This window comes from Sphingomonas ginsengisoli An et al. 2013 (genome assembly GCF_009363895.1).
Taxonomy (GTDB): Bacteria; Pseudomonadota; Alphaproteobacteria; order Sphingomonadales; family Sphingomonadaceae; genus Sphingomicrobium; species Sphingomicrobium ginsengisoli.
On the sequence record NZ_CP045434.1, the window covers coordinates 1,434,905 to 1,450,619 of the forward strand.

Annotated in this window: 16 protein-coding genes and 1 tRNA gene; 8 read left to right on the forward strand and 9 right to left on the reverse strand. The window is 67.5% G+C overall.

Features of this window, described 5'->3' with window-relative positions:
* Nucleotides 1–37 precede the first annotated feature (37 nt).
* Nucleotides 38–1,207 (forward strand): glycosyltransferase family 4 protein, encoded by a 1,170-nt coding sequence (locus tag GCU42_RS06825; RefSeq protein ID WP_114226825.1) that lies wholly within the window; start codon nt 38–40, stop codon nt 1,205–1,207.
* A 4-nt stretch (nt 1,208–1,211) separates the two neighbouring features.
* Here GCU42_RS06825 and GCU42_RS06830 read toward each other — a convergent pair whose 3' ends face one another.
* Nucleotides 1,212–1,811, reverse strand: coding sequence for a PadR family transcriptional regulator (locus GCU42_RS06830; protein ID WP_275887903.1), 600 nt, complete (start codon nt 1,809–1,811; stop codon nt 1,212–1,214).
* Nucleotides 1,812–1,965: 154 nt separating this feature from the next.
* On the opposite strand from GCU42_RS06830, the gene GCU42_RS06835 reads away from it, so the two are divergent.
* The 4 genes from GCU42_RS06835 to GCU42_RS06850 are packed head-to-tail and all read left to right on the forward strand — an operon-like array spanning nt 1,966 to nt 5,888.
* Nucleotides 1,966–3,288, forward strand: coding sequence for a replication-associated recombination protein A (locus GCU42_RS06835; RefSeq protein ID WP_114226826.1), 1,323 nt, complete (start codon nt 1,966–1,968; stop codon nt 3,286–3,288).
* 14 nt (nt 3,289–3,302) lie between these two features.
* A complete protein-coding gene (locus GCU42_RS06840) occupies nt 3,303–4,613 on the forward strand; it encodes a mechanosensitive ion channel (RefSeq protein ID WP_114226827.1) in 1,311 nt (436 codons plus the stop codon).
* Complete coding sequence (locus GCU42_RS06845; RefSeq protein WP_114226828.1) at nt 4,610–5,458, forward strand: hypothetical protein; 849 nt, start codon at nt 4,610–4,612, stop codon at nt 5,456–5,458. Before GCU42_RS06840 ends, GCU42_RS06845 begins: the two co-directional genes overlap by 4 nt.
* A gap of 31 nt (nt 5,459–5,489) precedes the next feature.
* The gene (locus GCU42_RS06850) at nt 5,490–5,888 is read left to right on the forward strand and encodes a nuclear transport factor 2 family protein (RefSeq protein ID WP_114226829.1); all 399 of its coding nucleotides are present in this window, start codon (nt 5,490–5,492) and stop codon (nt 5,886–5,888) included.
* A gap of 300 nt (nt 5,889–6,188) precedes the next feature.
* Here the strand turns inward: GCU42_RS06850 and GCU42_RS06855 are convergent, their stop codons facing one another.
* Genes GCU42_RS06855 through GCU42_RS06870 form a run of 4 tightly spaced genes read right to left on the reverse strand, consistent with a single transcriptional unit; the run spans nt 6,189 to nt 7,838 of the window.
* The gene (locus GCU42_RS06855; protein ID WP_114226830.1) at nt 6,189–6,434 is read right to left on the reverse strand and encodes a DUF2188 domain-containing protein; all 246 of its coding nucleotides are present in this window, start codon (nt 6,432–6,434) and stop codon (nt 6,189–6,191) included.
* A 21-nt stretch (nt 6,435–6,455) separates the two neighbouring features.
* On the reverse strand, nt 6,456–6,971 hold the full coding sequence (locus GCU42_RS06860; RefSeq protein WP_114226831.1) for a hypothetical protein: 516 nt from the start codon (nt 6,969–6,971) through the stop codon (nt 6,456–6,458).
* Nucleotides 6,968–7,435 carry a helix-turn-helix domain-containing protein gene (locus GCU42_RS06865; RefSeq protein WP_162789162.1) on the reverse strand — a complete coding sequence of 156 codons (468 nt, stop codon included), beginning with the start codon at nt 7,433–7,435 and terminating at the stop codon, nt 6,968–6,970. Before GCU42_RS06865 ends, GCU42_RS06860 begins: the two co-directional genes overlap by 4 nt.
* A 1-nt stretch (nt 7,436) precedes the next feature.
* Nucleotides 7,437–7,838 carry a hypothetical protein gene (locus GCU42_RS06870; protein WP_152569483.1) on the reverse strand — a complete coding sequence of 134 codons (402 nt, stop codon included), beginning with the start codon at nt 7,836–7,838 and terminating at the stop codon, nt 7,437–7,439.
* 328 nt (nt 7,839–8,166) lie between these two features.
* Here GCU42_RS06870 and GCU42_RS06875 point away from each other — a divergent pair.
* A tRNA-Thr gene (locus GCU42_RS06875) sits at nt 8,167–8,241 on the forward strand.
* 66 nt (nt 8,242–8,307) lie between these two features.
* Here GCU42_RS06875 and GCU42_RS06880 read toward each other — a convergent pair.
* Nucleotides 8,308–8,607, reverse strand: coding sequence for a PspC domain-containing protein (locus GCU42_RS06880; RefSeq protein ID WP_114226833.1), 300 nt, complete (start codon nt 8,605–8,607; stop codon nt 8,308–8,310).
* Between the two features lie 176 nt (nt 8,608–8,783).
* On the reverse strand, nt 8,784–10,016 hold the full coding sequence (locus GCU42_RS06885; RefSeq protein WP_114226834.1) for a threonine synthase: 1,233 nt from the start codon (nt 10,014–10,016) through the stop codon (nt 8,784–8,786).
* Nucleotides 10,017–10,144: 128 nt separating this feature from the next.
* Between GCU42_RS06885 and GCU42_RS06890 the strand changes: the two genes are divergently transcribed.
* Nucleotides 10,145–12,253, forward strand: a complete 2,109-nt coding sequence (locus tag GCU42_RS06890; protein ID WP_114226835.1) for a TonB-dependent receptor — start codon at nt 10,145–10,147, stop codon at nt 12,251–12,253.
* A 13-nt stretch (nt 12,254–12,266) separates the two neighbouring features.
* On the opposite strand, the gene GCU42_RS06895 is transcribed toward GCU42_RS06890, so the two are convergent.
* On the reverse strand, nt 12,267–12,893 hold the full coding sequence (locus tag GCU42_RS06895; RefSeq protein WP_152569484.1) for an energy transducer TonB family protein: 627 nt from the start codon (nt 12,891–12,893) through the stop codon (nt 12,267–12,269).
* Nucleotides 12,894–12,940: 47 nt separating this feature from the next.
* Nucleotides 12,941–15,037, reverse strand: coding sequence for a TonB-dependent receptor (locus GCU42_RS06900; protein ID WP_114226837.1), 2,097 nt, complete (start codon nt 15,035–15,037; stop codon nt 12,941–12,943).
* Nucleotides 15,038–15,236: 199 nt separating this feature from the next.
* Here GCU42_RS06900 and GCU42_RS06905 point away from each other — a divergent pair, with 199 nt between their 5' ends.
* On the forward strand, nt 15,237–15,713 hold the full coding sequence (locus GCU42_RS06905; protein ID WP_114226838.1) for a LuxR family transcriptional regulator: 477 nt from the start codon (nt 15,237–15,239) through the stop codon (nt 15,711–15,713).
* Nucleotides 15,714–15,715: the final 2 nt, after the last annotated feature.

A 15,715-nucleotide genomic window follows, 5' to 3' on the forward strand; every position in this document is an offset into this window, starting at 1 on the left:
TGGCAAACCTCCGGCCATCTCGTTAAGGGGTGGCCGGATGGACGCCTCGGACCTCCGCATCGCGCTCGTCTCGGGCAATTACAATTACGTTCGCGACGGCGCCAACCAGGCGCTGAACCGCCTCGTCGGCTACCTGCTTCGCCAGGGCGCGCAGGTCCGCGTCTATTCGCCGACGGTCGAGCATCCCGCCTTCCCCCCGACCGGTGACCTCGTCTCGCTGCCGTCGATCGCCATCCCCGGTGAGCGCGACGAATATCGCCTGCCGATGGGCCTCCCCGCGCGCATCCGCCGCGACCTCGAGACCTTCAAGCCCGACGTCATGCACGTCGCCAGCCCCGACCTCTCCTCGCACCGCGCGGTGACCTGGGCGCGCCGCCGCAACCTGCCGGTGGTCGCCTCGGTCCACACCCGCTTCGAAACCTACCTCGCTTACTACCACCTGCAGGCGTTCGAGCCGCTGCTGCGCGCGATGCTGCGCCGTTTCTACCTGCGCTGCGACGCGCTGCTGGTCCCGGCGGAGTCCACCGCCGCGGTGCTCCGCGCGCAGCGGATGAACCGCAACATCACCATCTGGGCGCGCGGGGTCGACCGCGAGCAATTCAATCCCCAGCGCCGCGACCTCGGCTGGCGCCGCGGGCTCGGCTTCGCCGACGAGGATTTCGTGATCGCCTTCCTCGGCCGGATCGTGATGGAGAAAGGGCTCGACGTCTTTTCCGACACCATCGCCGAGCTGACCGCGCGCGGCGTCGCGCACAAGGTGATGGTGATCGGCGACGGCCCCGCGCGCGGCTGGTTCGCCGAGCGGCTGCCCGGCGCCTGCTTCCTCGGGCAGCAGGTCGGCCCCGACCTCGCCCGCGCGCTCGCCAGCGCCGACGTCCTCCTCAATCCCTCGGTGACCGAGGCGTTCGGCAACGTCACGCTGGAAGCGATGGCGACCGGCCTGCCGGTGGTCGCCGCCGCCGCGACCGGGGCCAACAGCTTGGTCTGCGGCGGCACCACCGGAATGCTGGTCGAGCCGGGCGACATCGACGGCTTCGCCGCTGCGCTGACCGCTTATGCGGCCGACCCGGCGCTTCGCCACGCCCACGGCCAGGCCGGGCTCGCCTACGCCGAAACCCAGGACTGGGACCATATCAACGAAGCCGTCATCCGCACCTACCGCCGCGCCATCCAACGGCGCGAGCGGCTGGCGCGGATGAAGGGCTAGCGGCCTACTTCAGCCGCTCGATCCGCTTGGCGGCGTCGTCGAGGATGTCGGTGACGTCGGCGAGCAGTTCGTCGGTCCAGCCGTCGCGCTGCACCCGGTTCTTGAGCGCGTGCATCAGATTGCCCATCGCCCGCCCGATCTCGGGCCGCTGGCTTTCGCGCCGCGACGAGCCGGTCGCCTCGAGCCGCTCCATCAGCGCCGCGACCTCTTCCTCATTGTCCGCGAGTTCCTTGCGGCCGTCGTCGGTGATCGCGAACTTCTTGCGCGAGCCGCCGCCGTCCTGCTCCTCGATCGCGCCCTCGTCGGAAAGCAGGCTCAAGGTCGGATAAAGCACGCCCGGGCTCGGCGCATAGACGCCGTGGGTCAGCTCCTCGAGCGCCTTGATGAGGTCGTAGCCATGCCGCGGCTCGTCTGCGATCAGCTTCAGCAGCACCAGTCGCAATTCGCCCGCGCCGAAGAAGCGGCCGCGCCGCCCGCCACCACCGCCGCCACCGCCGCCATAAGGCCCATCGCGGCCGAAGGGCCCGCTCGGTCCGAACGGACCGGCGGGCCCGAACGGACCGTCCGGCCCAAACCCGCCCCAGCCGCCACCGCGGCCCATCATGAACATCGCGCGTCCGCGGCGGCCTTCGTGACCGCAACCCATATGATATCTACTCAATTGTTTTCTCCTGTCTGAGTAGCATCTAGATATATCTTAGATAACCACCTGACAAGTCCCGCTGGAAAGTTTTGCGCGAGCTTCTAGAGACGAAGGCATGGCGGACCTGTTCGACGATAGCCTGTCCGCGGGCGCGCCGCCCGACGCCGCCGCGGGATCCGCGCCGCTGGCCGACCGCCTGCGCCCCGCCGCCCTCGCCGAGGTCGTCGGCCAGGATCATCTGACCGGCCCCGACGGCCCGATCGGCCGCATGGTCGCCGCCGGCAAGTTGTCGAGCCTGATCCTGTGGGGCCCGCCGGGCACCGGCAAGACCAGCATCGCCCGCCTCCTCGCCGCCGCCGTCGGCTTGCGCTTCGTCGCCCTCTCCGCCGTGTTCAGCGGGGTCGCCGACCTCAAGAAGGTGTTCGCCGAAGCCAAGACCGCCGCCCGCGCCGGCCAGCGCACCCTCCTCTTTGTGGACGAGATCCACCGCTTCAACCGCTCGCAGCAGGACGGCTTCCTCCCCTTCGTCGAGGACGGCACCGTGGTCCTCGTCGGTGCCACCACCGAAAACCCCAGCTTCGAATTGAACGCCGCGCTGCTCAGCCGCTGCCAAGTCCTCGTCCTCCACCGGCTCGACGCGGCGGCGATGGAGGGCCTGCTCGCCCGCGCCGAAGCCGAGGTCGGCCGCCCGCTCCCCCTCATTCCCGCCGCCCGCGAAGCGCTAGTCGCCACCGCCGACGGCGACGGCCGCTTCCTCCTCAACCAGGCTGAACTGCTGTTCGACGTCGCCTCCGGCGAGGCGCTCGACCCCGCCGCCCTGCGCGACCTCCTCCAGCGCCGCCTGCCCGTCTACGACAAGGACCGCGAGGGCCACTACGGCCTCATCTCCGCGCTCCACAAATCGATCCGCGGCTCCGACCCCGACGCCGCGCTCTACTATCTCGCCCGCATGCTCACCGCGGGCGAGGAGCCGCTCTACCTCCTCCGCCGGCTGACCCGCGCCGCGGTCGAGGACATCGGCCTCGCTGACCCCCAGGCGCTCGTCCAATGCATGGCCGCCAAGGACAGCTACGACTTCCTCGGCTCCCCCGAGGGCGAGCTGGGAATCGTCCAGGCCTGCCTCTACCTCGCCACCGCCCCCAAATCGAACGCGGTCTACAAGGCCCAATCGGCCGCCTGGAAGAGCGCGAAGGAGCATGGCTCGCTCTCTCCGCCCAAGCATATCCTCGGCGCTCCCACCCGGCTGATGCGCGACCTCGGCTACGGCAAAGGCTATCAATACGACCACGACCAGGACGAGGCCTTCTCGGGCGCCAATTACTGGCCCGAGGAGATGCGGCCCGAGACCTATTACCAGCCGACCGACCGCGGCTTCGAGCGCAAGCTCGCCGAACGCCTTGCATGGTGGGCCGAACGCCGGGCACAAGCCGAGGACTGAGCAGGAGGCGAGCCATGTACCAGACACCGACCACCGATTATTATCGCGACCAGCTGGTCCTGTGGGGCCCTCGCATCCTGATCGCGATCCTGATCCTGCTCGCCACCTGGGTGGTCGCGCGCGCGGTCCACTGGGCGATCAGCCGTGCGGTCGCCAAGACCCCGGCCCTCCAGAAGCACACGCCCGGCGACCAGCATGAGACGGTCGGCCACCAGCTCGGCACCATCGCCAAGCTCATCATCTGGCTGGTCGGGATCATGGCGGCGCTAAGCTACCTCGGCATCGGCGAAATCCTCGCCCCGATCAATCAGCTCACCACCGAGATCTTCGCCTTCCTCCCCCGCCTGCTCGGCGCCGGGCTGATCTTCTTCGTCGGCATGATCGTCGCGCGGATCGCGCGGCGGCTGGTCGAGACGTTGCTCGCCGCCGCCAATGTCGACGGCTGGATGGCCCGCGCCGGCCTCGGCGATCACCCGAGCACCGTCGCTACCGATCCTTCGAGCGTGCCCCCCGGCACCGTCCCCGGCACCCCTCGCGCGACCTTCGCCAAGGCCGCCGGCACCCTCGTCTTCGCGCTGATCATCATCCCCGTCGCCATCGCCGCGTTGCAGGTGCTCGGCATCGAGGCAATCAGCGGCCCGGCGATCGCCATGCTCAACGAGATCGGCGCCGCCATCCCCCGCATCCTCACCGCCGCGCTGTGGCTCGGCATCGCGCTCGTCGCCGCGCGTTTCTTGAAGACCATCATCGAGGCGATCCTGCCGCCGACCGGCTTCGACGACGCGGTCCGCGCCACCGGCATCCTCCCCCCGCGCAGCGCGCCGAGCCGGATCGTCGCCAACATCGCCTTCATCGCGATCATGCTCGCCGCCGCGATCGAGGCCGCGCGCCAGCTCGGCGGCGACCAGGTCGCGATCTTCCTCATCCAGGTCACCGACCTCGGCTCCAAGGTCATTTTCGGAACGCTGATCATCGTCGCCGGCATCTTCCTCGCCCGGATCATCGCCAACCTCGTCGGCTCGGGCACTGGCGAGGGCGGCTATGCCCAGACCATCGTCCGCTATGCGATCATCGCGTTGTTCACCGCGATCGGCCTGACCTTCATGGGACTCGCCGACCAGATCGTGATCCTCGCCTTCGGCCTGATCCTCGGCTCGGCGGCGGTGGCGACGGCGCTGGCCTTCGGGCTCGGCGGCCGCGATGCGGCGGCGCGTTTGCTCGAGCGCTACACCGACGACGGCACGCCCAAGCCCCGCGCCCCGCGCCCCCCGCGGCTCGAAGGCACCCGCGACCAGCGCGACGACCGCCAGCCGCCCTTGGTGTGAGCCACTTCACGCGCTTCGTCGCCATCGACTGGTCGGGGGCGAAGGGGCGGCGGCACAAGGGAATCGCGGTCGCGCTGTGCGAGGCCGACGGCCCGCCCCGCCTCGTCCGCCCCGGCCATGTCTGGAGCCGCACCGAGGTCGCCGACTGGCTACTCAGGGAAGCCAAGCGCGCGCCAACCCTGTTCGGCTTCGACTTCAGCTTCGCCCCGCCCTTTGCCGAGCGCGGCGCCTATTTGCCCGGCGAAACCGGCGTCCCCGACACCGCCCGCGCCTTCTGGGCCTATGTCGACACCCGAGCCCCCGACGAGGACCTCGGCGCCGCCAGCTTCCTCGAGGCGGTGCACCGCCGTCATTTCTATTTCGGGATCGCCGACGGGGTGAAGGCCGACTTCGTCCACTTCCGCCAGTGCGACACGCGGCTGAACGAGCAGGGCGGGCGCAAGACCGCCAGCGCCTATGACGCGATCGGCGCGGCGCAGGTCGCCAAGGCCAGCTTCTCCGGCATGCGCCTCCTCCACCGTCTCGACGGCCAGGTCGCCATCTGGCCGATGGATCCGTGGCCCGCTCACGGCAGCGCAGTGGTCGAAATCTACACCCGCATCTACCTCCGAATGGCAGGGATGGACGGCCGCAAACTGCGCACCCGCGCCCAGCTCAACCAGGCACTCGCCGGTCTCGGCAGCCCACCCGCCCGGCTCCGCTTCGAGCCCAGCGACCACCAGACCGACGCCCTCGTCACCGCAGCCGGGATGCGCGCACTCAGTCGCAATCCCGCCGCCTTCCGCCCCGCCGGCCTAACCCCCGCACTCGCGCGCACCGAAGGCTGGACCTTCGGCATCACCTGACGCACCCTTGCTTTCGCCAAGGGATGATCGCATGGACCGGGAACAGGCACTCGGCTTCGTCATGAAGGCCTATGCCGCGCGCGCCGCGGGCGACAAAGCGCTACTGGCGCAGATGTGGACCGAGGATGCCGAGTTTCGCATCGCCGGCGATCCCGCCCGGGTCGATGGCGTTGGTCTGGGCGACGGCAATCGCCCGATGGACACGGTCGCCGCGCTGATCGACCGCTTCCGCTTCGAGGATGTGACGCTGATCGATGCGGTGGTCGAAGGCCGCCGCCTCGCGCTTCACTGGCGGGTCATGGTGATCGCCGGTGATCACATGCCGGCGGTGACCGAGCTGATGGACCTCGTCACGCTGGCCGAGGACGGCCGCATCGCGTCGCTCGTCCAGTTCGCCGACACGGCGCTGATCCGCTACCTCGCGGCCTGACAGGCGGGACTGGATTTTGGCCGGTCCGTGCCGCATGGGACGGCCACGCCACAGGCGCGCCGGCTTAGCACAGTGGTAGTGCAGCGGTTTTGTAAACGTCTGAAGTCACGCCGCCGGATTGTTGGAAATTCGCGATTTGTTGATTTTTCAACGCCTTAGATCGCCGCAAACTGCGAAACACACCCCAAACTGCGAAGTAAAAGGTGCACAAAAGCCTGCACACTTATAACGTCGCGTGAGCTGCCAGATTGGCCACAGCGAAATTCGGTGGCCGCGCTCGAGGAGCGCGGCCACTTCGCCTTAACCGGGGTAGCGCTTGGGGTCGTTCCCATAGGTCCATTCGGTGCGCCACTTGCCATGAGCGTTTTGGACATGAATCTGCGAATTCACCCCCAAAGCGAACTGCGCGACAGCATGTTGCCTCGCCGCGGCAATGGCCAGCGCCTGAGTGGCGTAGTGATAATCGGTGTTGTCCAGCCGAATTCGCCAGCCGTTCGGGCCAGGCAAAATGTAGTATTCCTTCCTCGTACTCATAAGTTGCTCCATCAGGAGCGCCAATGGCGCTAGCTAGTCAGCGGGACGCTGACCCTCAGCTAGCTTCGGCTTCTTCTCGATATGAGCAGTCGACGCGATTGCCGGCAAAGGGGGAAGCTCGAGTCCCGCTCCCCATGCAAATTGCGCCATGAGGTTTCGGAAGTACGGGTAAGCAGCAAACGACCCCACATTGCGGCAGAAACCAACAGCTGCGGCATCGGCAGCGTCAGTCCTCACGTCGTAGCTAACAAAAAAGTCAGCCACGCAACTCAGGACCTTCTTTCGACCAGCCTTGCCTGCAACGTTGTAGCGGAAGATCGCAGCGACCTCTCCCTCTCCGGGTGTGAATTCACAGGCGACCACCTCGCGGCCATACGAAAGTTGCATCTCAGGTCCGGCGAGGTTGAGCGCCTCAGCTTTGACGTCGAATTTCGAGGAAAGAAGACGGATGGCGTTCAAGCGCGACGAAATGGCCACGGCGTTGTATTCGTCCGCGCTGAAGCCTTTCTGGCGGGGTTCAACCACTGCAGGGGCTTGATTTTTCGTCATTGTGCAACCGCCATTTCGGGCAATCGGGGTCGTCGTAGCGCTCCGAGAGCAAGGCCAAGCCGCTCATCCCCCGGGCACTCAAACAAACCCTCTTCCTCCTCGCGAACCTCTTCCTCGGCGTTGAGGTTTTCCCAGATGCTGGTCACGTTTTGGGCAGCCGCAATCAGGGCAGCACGCTCGGCGGAGGCTTCCTCTTCATCCAAACGCTTGCAGGAAGTGCAGGTAACCTCAGCCACCTCACCCATCGCGTAAACAGCTCGTGCGAGAAGTTTAATCGTGAAGTTCTTACAATCGTCAGAGAAAATCTGAGACACGCGCGCCTTAGTGACACCCATCGCTTCAGCCAGCTCAGTACGCGACATGCCTTTTTCCTTCATCAACCGATGAAGAAAAGACTGCACGTCAACAACAAGCGCCTCCTCAGCATAGACAGCAGAGCGCTTGTTCGCATTCTGCTCAAACATCTCAGTTCCCTTTCCCAATTTCATCAACACGCGATTTAGCTCTCTTAAGAATTTTCGGATCTGCCTTATTCTGCTTTTTGGCAGTATCCATATCAACAATAATGAAAGTTTTCTTCAGTGATACTTGTCTCACAAATCCATATAGGCGGATTTTAAAGCCCTTGAATGCTTGAAGCATAAGATTGGTTCTGGTGGCCCGGCCCTCATTCGGATTGAACATCTCTTCGGTCAGTGGCCTGCCGTCGCACCACAGCTCCATGATGCGCAGCAAACGCGACTGATACCTCTCCTCGATACCGTCAAAGTCAGGTTTGACGTGGGACAAGATCGCCACCTGCCCATTGCCGGTGCTCGCCACATGCTCACAACCGAGCTTTGCAAGTTCATCATTGCCATCGGTCATGCGCCACTGGGAGTTAAGAGTTCTCTAAACCCGTTGCAAGGCATTTCTATCCGATGATTGCGTCCGACCAACGACATTACGATTAGTTCATCGGTTTCCAGAACCCATGAACACTCCCAGGCCGCAGTGCGGAATTGCGCCCACTGTGCAGACTCAGGTCATGGATGGCGGCATTCTGCGAAATTTTGGGAGGCAGAAGGCAATTTAGATCGGATGGACAGTCTTGTTTTGATTGTGCAAAGGACGCGAGCATGCACAAAAGCCTGCACACATGCAGCGGTTTTACGCATCAAATAAGCGAAGAAAATCCTTTAGATTCAATAATTTAGCCGGCTTAGCACAGTGGTAGTGCAGCGGTTTTGTAAACCGAAGGTCGGGGGTTCAAATCCCTCAGCCGGCACCAGCCTTCGGTGAGCCGCGAAGCGGCTCAGGACCGTCCGGGGGACGGTCCGACCGAAGGTTCAAGGCGTTACGCCGCCTGCGCCAGCTCGCGCTGCTCGTTGTCGGCGCTGAGCACCGGCGCCGCCTCGACCGCCGTGGCCGGAGTCTCGACCGCCACGCTCTTCACCGGCCACACCTTCCGCGTCACCAGCACCAGCGCGCACAGGAAGGCATAGGTCCCGAAGGCGATTTCCGGGCTGTAGAGGATGGTCGCGGCGAGCGGGATTCGCAGCCACAGGGCGCTGATCCCGAAATCGTCGGCCAGTCCCTGGCAGGCGCCGAACAGCGTGTCCTGGCGGAGGAACAGATTGCCCTTGGTCGTCGTCACTGGTCGTCACTCCTGAAATGGCAAAAGGATTGCCATCTCCTATGCATGGCGCGTGCCATACGCGGCCGATCCTTGCTTTTTCCTTCACTTGGCCGCTGTCACACGGCCCCACGCACGGAAATGCTGCAGTGCAGCATCCGCACAGTTGGGATTTCCTCCCAACTTCCGCAAGGGGTCTAGAGTGTCGTCCCGCTCGTTTCGGCGAGGCGGATTCGCGGCGCGGTGTCGGGCAGCGGATATTTGTTGCCGTTGGCGCAGTTGAACAGCACCACCGTCTCCTGCGCGCCCACCAGCCCCAGCGCGCGCGCCTTGCGCCAGCCGGCCAGCGTCGCCCCGCCCTCGGGGCACAGCAGCGTCCCGTCGGCGTGGGCGGCGTCGCGTACGCCGGCGGCAATCGCCTCCTCGCTCACCGCCAGGGCCGCCCCGCCGCTCTCGCGCACCGCGCGGAGGATCAGGAAATCGCCGACCGCCTTGGGGACGCGGATGCCGGTCGCCATCGTCGCCGCGCCTTCCCACCGCTCGGCGAACTCGTCGCCATTCTCCCACGCACGGACCATCGGCGCGCAGCCCTCGGCCTGGATCGCGAACATCCGTGGGCGCTCGGGCCCGATCAGCCCCGCCGCCTCGAGTTCGGCGAACGCCTTCCACATGCCGATCAGCCCGGTGCCCCCGCCGGTCGGGTAGAAGATCGCGTCGGGCAGCGTCCAGCCGAGCTGCTCGGCGAGTTCCAGCCCCATCACCTTCTTGCCCTCGGCGCGATAGGGCTCTTTCAGCGTCGACATGTCGAACCAGCGCCCCGCCGCCGCGCCTTCGCCGACCACTCGCCCGCACTCGTCGATCTGCCCATCGGCGACATAGACGTCGGCGCCATAAGCCGCGGTCTCAGCGACGTTGAGGAGCGGCGTCTCGGCCGGGCAGATCACCGTCGCGCGCATCCCTGCCGCCGCGGCATAGGCCGCCAGCGCCGCCCCGGCATTGCCGTTGGTCGGCAGCGCCACGGCCTCGGTCCCGAAATGCTTCGCCATCGAGATCGCCATCGCCAGCCCGCGCGCCTTGAACGAGCCGGTCGGCAGCCGCCCTTCGTCCTTGACCAGCAGCGGCGTCACCCCCTCGCGCACCGACAGCCGGGTCAGCGGCAACAGCGGGGTTTCGATCTCGCCCAGGCTGACCGGCTCAGACCCGGGCGGTAGCGGCAGCAGCTCGCGCCACTTCCACATCCCCGCCGGTCGCGCCGCCAGCACTTCGCGGGTCATCACCCGCCCCGCCGCCGCCGCGTCGTAGCGGACCAGCAACGGCCGCCCCGCCCGGCTGAGGTTGTGGATTTCGTCCGCCGCATAATGCTCGCCGGTCAGCGAGCATTCGAGGTGGGTGACGAACGATTGTTCATGGGAAGGCAAGGGCTGGGTCATCCCTGCGCCCCTAGACGCTGCGCCTCGACGGGGCGAGCCCGCTCTTCGACCAACGGCGGCTCGTGCGGTTGTTATGATGTAACATCGTCGGTAGAGCCCCTTCGCGTTCGCGTCATTGAAAGTTTCTCATGTCCCCTGCCCTGATCCTCGCCGCCATTGCCGCCCAGCCGGTCGTCCCCGCCGACGCCGCGCAGCCGGTCGCTGCCGCCCCGGCGGCCACCGACGACGGCGCCCAGCCCGCGCCCGGCGCTCCCGCCGCCGCGCCCAGTTCCGGTAAGGACATCGTCGTCACCGGGCGCCGCCGCCGCGACGATGACGTGCTCGGCAATGTCGCGGTATTGGGCGGGACCGAGCTCGCCGCGAGCATCCGCCCGACGCTCGGCGAGACCCTCGCCAACCAGCCCGGGGTCAGCGCCACCAGCAACGGCCCCAACGCCTCGCGCCCGGTCCTGCGCGGCTTCAGCGGCGACCGCATCCGCATCCTCGCCGACGGCATCGGCAGCCTCGACGTCTCGACCTCGAGCCCCGACCACGCCGTCGCGATCAACCCGCTGACCGCCCAGTCGATCGAGGTCGTCCACGGCCCCGCTGCCCTGCTGTTCGGCAGCTCGGCGATCGGCGGCGTGGTCAATGTCATCGACAACCGCATCCCGCGCTCCATCCCGCGCGATGGCGTCGGGGGTGAGGTCAACCTCGGCTACGGCACCGCCGCCAACGACCGGCTGGCGAGCGGCGTGGTCAACGTCGGTCTCGGCGGCGGCTTCGTCGCCCATGCCGACGGCAGCTACGCCAAGAACGACGACCTGCGCACCGGCGGCTATATCCTCGCCGACCCGCTGCGCGCCGCCGCCGCCGCCAGCCCCGACCCCGATATCCAGTCGCTCGCCGACCTCAAGGGCGACCTTCCCAACAGCGCTGGCCGCAGCGCCGAAGTCGCGGGCGGCCTCGCCTACGTCGACGGCGGGCTCAACATCGGCGTCTCGGCGACCCGCCGCACCTCGCTCTACGGCGTGCCGATCCGCTATTCGCTCGACCCCGCCATCGACAGCGAAAGCTCGCGCATCCACGTCCACCAGACCCGTTACGACGCCCGCGCCGAAATCCCGCTCTCCGGCGCCTTCCGCCAGCTCCGTTTCCGCGGCGGCCTGTCGAACTACATGCATGACGAGATCGCCCCCGACGACAGCGTCAACAGCACCTTCTACTCCAAGGGCGGCGAAGGTCGGATCGACCTCGAGCAGGCCGACCGCGGCGGCTTCGGCGGGTCGAGCGGCGTCCAGTATCTCGACAAGCGCGAGCGCATCCGCGGCGACGAGAAATATCTCCCCGACAGCCGCCAGCGCCAGGCCGGGCTGTTCACCGTCCAGCATTACGAAACCGGCCCGCTCCGGGTCGAGGCCGGCGTCCGCTTCGAGAAATCGCGCCTGACCGCCGCCGCCGACAGCGTGGTCGGCAATCCCGACCTCACCCGCAACTATTCCACCGTCTCGGCCTCGCTCGGCGCCAGCTACAAGCTCGGCGACGACTGGCGCCTGAGCGGCGACCTCGCCCGCAACGCCCGCGCACCGTCGATCGACGAACTGTTCGCCAACGGCCCGCACGGCGGCAGCGCTTCCTACGAGGTCGGCGATCCCAACCTCGCCACCGAACGCAGCATCGGCGGCGAGGCGAGCGTCCGCTACACCCACGGCGACACCCACGTCGGGCTGACCGCCTACGCCAGCAAGTTCGGCAACTTCATCTACCAGACCGCCACCGGCGAGGTCCGCGACGACCTGCCGGTCTACGCCTTCCGCCAAGGCCGCGCGACCTACACCGGGTTCGAGCTCGACGCCGGCGCCCCGCTCGGCGCGGTCGGCGGCACCGACTTCGGGTTCGAAGGTTTCGCCGATTACGTCCGCGCGACCGTCAAGGGCGTCGGCCCTGCGCCGCAGATCCCGCCGCTTCGCATCCAGGGCGCGCTGACCGCCAAGCGCGGCAAGGTCGACGCCCGCTTCGAGGTCGAGCGCGACTTCGCCCAGCGCCGCACCGCGCCCAACGAGACCGACACCAACGGCTTCACCCTCGTCAACGCGGCGCTCAATTGGCACCCACTCGAGGATCGCCCCGGCCTGACGCTCGGCGTGTCGGCGAACAACCTCCTCGACGTCACCGCCCGCCGCGCGAGCAGCCTCCTCAAGGACTACGCCCCCCTCCCCGGCCGCGACATCCGCCTGACGGCGGCGCTGTCTTTCTGACGGAGCGCGCTCGTCAGGACCCGACGAGGAAGCGCACCCGTGCGAGCTGGATCGAGCGCACGGGCTGACCGGAACGGTCCAGCGGGGGTTGAAGCCTCAACTGGCTGGTCGCCTGGGCGCAGGCGGTCGGCACCAGCGCGATCGCCGCGGACGGCTGGCGAGACTCCCGCGCCCGGCAGGCGACGATTGCCCCTTTCGCGCTCACCGCGACCTCCAGCAGGAGGTTGATAAACCCGGGAAAGCCCGCGGGCAGGCGTTGCACGGAGAGTTCGAGGTCGGGCGCGACGGCCCGCCGCGGGTCGGGGAGGCGCGTTCCGTTCATCCAAAGAAGCGGGGCACTGAAAACGCTGTAGGCCGGTGTCCCGTCGAGCCACCGCGCGGCGGTGAATTTTAGGCGGCGACTTATCGCGGCGCAGGCATAGGCATCCAGCTTCGCATCGCCGCTCGACTTTTCGCTGACGCACCCCTCGACCGTTCCGTCGTCGCGGACCGTGGTGCGCGTGTAGGTCACTCGCACCGCAGCGTCGCCGTTTACGAACGAGGGAGGCGGATCGAGGCTGCTGAGCAGGCCGGCAGTTTCAGGGAATCGATTTGGTGGCCACACAGATGCGGCGGCCTGCGCGAGGAGCAGCAAGAGCATGCTCCGAGACTAGCCGGTATGGCCGACCTGTCGAGCCCGTCGCCGGCTTAGTTCGACGCTTTGCCCGCCCCGCCGAACGATTGCTTGAGCGTCAGCCCCAGCCGCACGTGGATGTTGCGGACGCGGTCTTCGCGCAGGTCCGGGTCGGGGACGCTGCGGTTGGGGGTAAAGAACAGCCGCTCGCGCTGGGCATTGGTGTCGAACAGATTGTCGACGTCGAAGGTCAGCGAGGTGCGCTTGGCCGGCCGCCACTCGACGAAGGCGGTGCCATAGGGCCCGCCATTGAAATTGCTGTCGATCTCGTCGGCGCGGTAGAAGGCGAAGCGGTCGCGGTTCTGCACCGTCAGTCCGTAAGAGAAGGCTCCCGCATCGCGGCGCAGGTCGACGCCCCACTCCCAGTTGGGGAAATAGTCGCTCCAGTTGCGCGTCCGCCCCGAGATGAGGTCGCGCACCCGCGTCCGCTGCAGCTGCCCGTTGAGCTTGAGCCGCACCCCCTTGAGCCCGAGCGCCCCCAGCGGCGCGTCGAGCTCGGCCGAGACGAAACTGCGCGTCCCCGTGCCGAGGTTGCCCGGCGCCGAAAAGCCCTCGGCCGTGAGGATCAAATCCTGCAGCTGCGACACCCGGTCGTAGCCGACATCCAGCTTGATCAGCCCCTCGCCCAGCACGCTCTTCTCGAGCGTCGCGCGCATCTCCCACGTCCGCTGCGGCAGCAGGTCGGCATTGCCCGCGTTGACCCGGTCGGTGCTCAGTTCAGCGACGCTGATGAAGTCGTAGAAGTTGAGCTGGGCGACCGTCCGCCGCACCGACAGCCGGCCGTGCCAGCCGCCCTTGGGCCGCCAGTCGAGGCTCAGCGTCGGCTTGAGAAAACTGAGCGAGCGCCGCGCGGTGGCATCCCCGCTCACTCGCAGCCGCGAAAATTCGTAGGCAACCCCGCCATCCACCCGCAGATTCTTTGCCAGGTTGCGGCCGAGGTTGAGCGTCAGTTCGCCGCGCTTCTCGGCCACCCGCGCATTGGCGATCGGCAGCACGATCGGCACCCTTTGCCCGTCCTCGTCGACCAGCGACAGCCGCGTCTCATTGTCGAGTTTGTTATAGGCGACCTCGGCGCCCAGCTCGACCGCGAAACCGGCGAGGTTCGACCGCGTCCAGCTCAGCTTGCCGATCGTCTCGCCCAGGCTCGCGATCTGCCGCTGCTCATAGCCGCCGACCTCGCTCGGGTTGCTCTCAAGCAGCCCGCCACGCTGGACGTAAGCGTCGAAATTGTCGCGCTTGCGGCGGGTGGCGAGCGCGACCAGCTTGATCGCCCCGCCCGCCAGCGGCCGGGTGACGTCGCCGCCCAGCTCGAACACTGGCAGCTTGTAATGCTCGTAGAGGCTGTCGTCATGCGGCGCGCCATCCGCCGGGGTCACCCGGTTGCGCTGCTCGAGTTCGAAGCTGCTCGGCTGCCAACGGACGTTGATCCTGACCGCCTTGTCGGCCGCCCGCTCGAGCGCCCAGCTCGCGCTCAGATACGGATCCTTGTTGATGTAGGTGTTGATCTTGCGCCGCGTCTCGAGCCGCATCCCCGACGGCAAGGCATCGACGTAGTCATAGCCTTCCTCGACCTGGCGGTCGCGCCCCGTCCCGCCCGACAGGTTGATCGTCGCCGCCCCGCGCTTCACCTGCACCGAGCCCGAGGCATCGGTGTTGAAGCTGCCGTCGAACAATCGCCGCGCGCCGAGCGTCAGATTGGCCTCGGTCCCGCCGCTCGCCGAGAGGATGAGGTTGAGCACCTGGCTCTTGGCCGCATAGTCCGAGCCATAGAGGTCGCCCGGCCCGACCTCGACCCGCACCACGCTGCTCGCCGGGATTCGCGCCAGCGTGGTCTGCAGCCCTTCGGCCTTGGAGCTCGGGCGCGCGCCGTTGATCACTACATTGCCCGCCGCCCCGGCGAACCCGCGGACGTCGGCATTGCCCTGGTCGAGCGTGAAGCCCGGCACCCGCGAGACGATGTCGAGCGCGGTCCGCGGCGCATAGCGCGAGAAGAAGTCGGGCGGATAGCTGATGACCCGGCTCGAGGTCGCCGGCGGCGCCTGCGCGGCGGCGCTGGCGGAAGCGGCGATGGCGGTCAGCCCGGCCGCGGCAAAAGCGGAAAACAGTCTCACAAATCGTCCCCTGTGAGCTTGGCCCTGCCCGCCCCCCAGCGCCGCGGCGAGCGGCAACCGATTGGGGGCCGTAACCATTCGACGAGCGCCGCCCGCCGCGGACGAACAACCCGCGTCGACCGACCAGCAGCAGCGGCTCGCTTCGGGCCTCGACAGGCGGCATGATGACCGCCGCCATCATCGCCGAGGGAGCTCCACGATGCCGTCCGTCCTCACCGCCTGCTTCGCCGCGCTCGCCCTCGCCCCCGCGCCCGCGCCGCCGGCCTCACCCCTGCTCGGCAGCTGGGCGGTCGATGTCGCCACCCTCCCCGTCCCGCCCGCCGCCCGCCCGCGCGAAGTCACCTTCACCCTCGCCGACCGGGCCGACGGCAACTGGTCCTCGGTGGTGCGGATCGTCGGTCCCGACGGTGCGGTCCGGGCGATGACCGCGCTGGTCCCGCCCGACGGCAGCCAGACCGTCGCCATTTCGGGTGACCAGCTCGAAGCCGACCACGTCGCGCTCAAGCTCGTTTCGCCGACCGTGCTGGTGATGGCGCTCGCCAAAAGCGGCATCCCCGCCTCGACCCGCATCTACACGCTCGATCCCGATGCAAAGCACATGACCGAGACCGCGGTCTATCTGGGCGAAGACGGCGCGGCGGTGATGCGGACCAACCACTTCACCCGCCGCCCCTGACG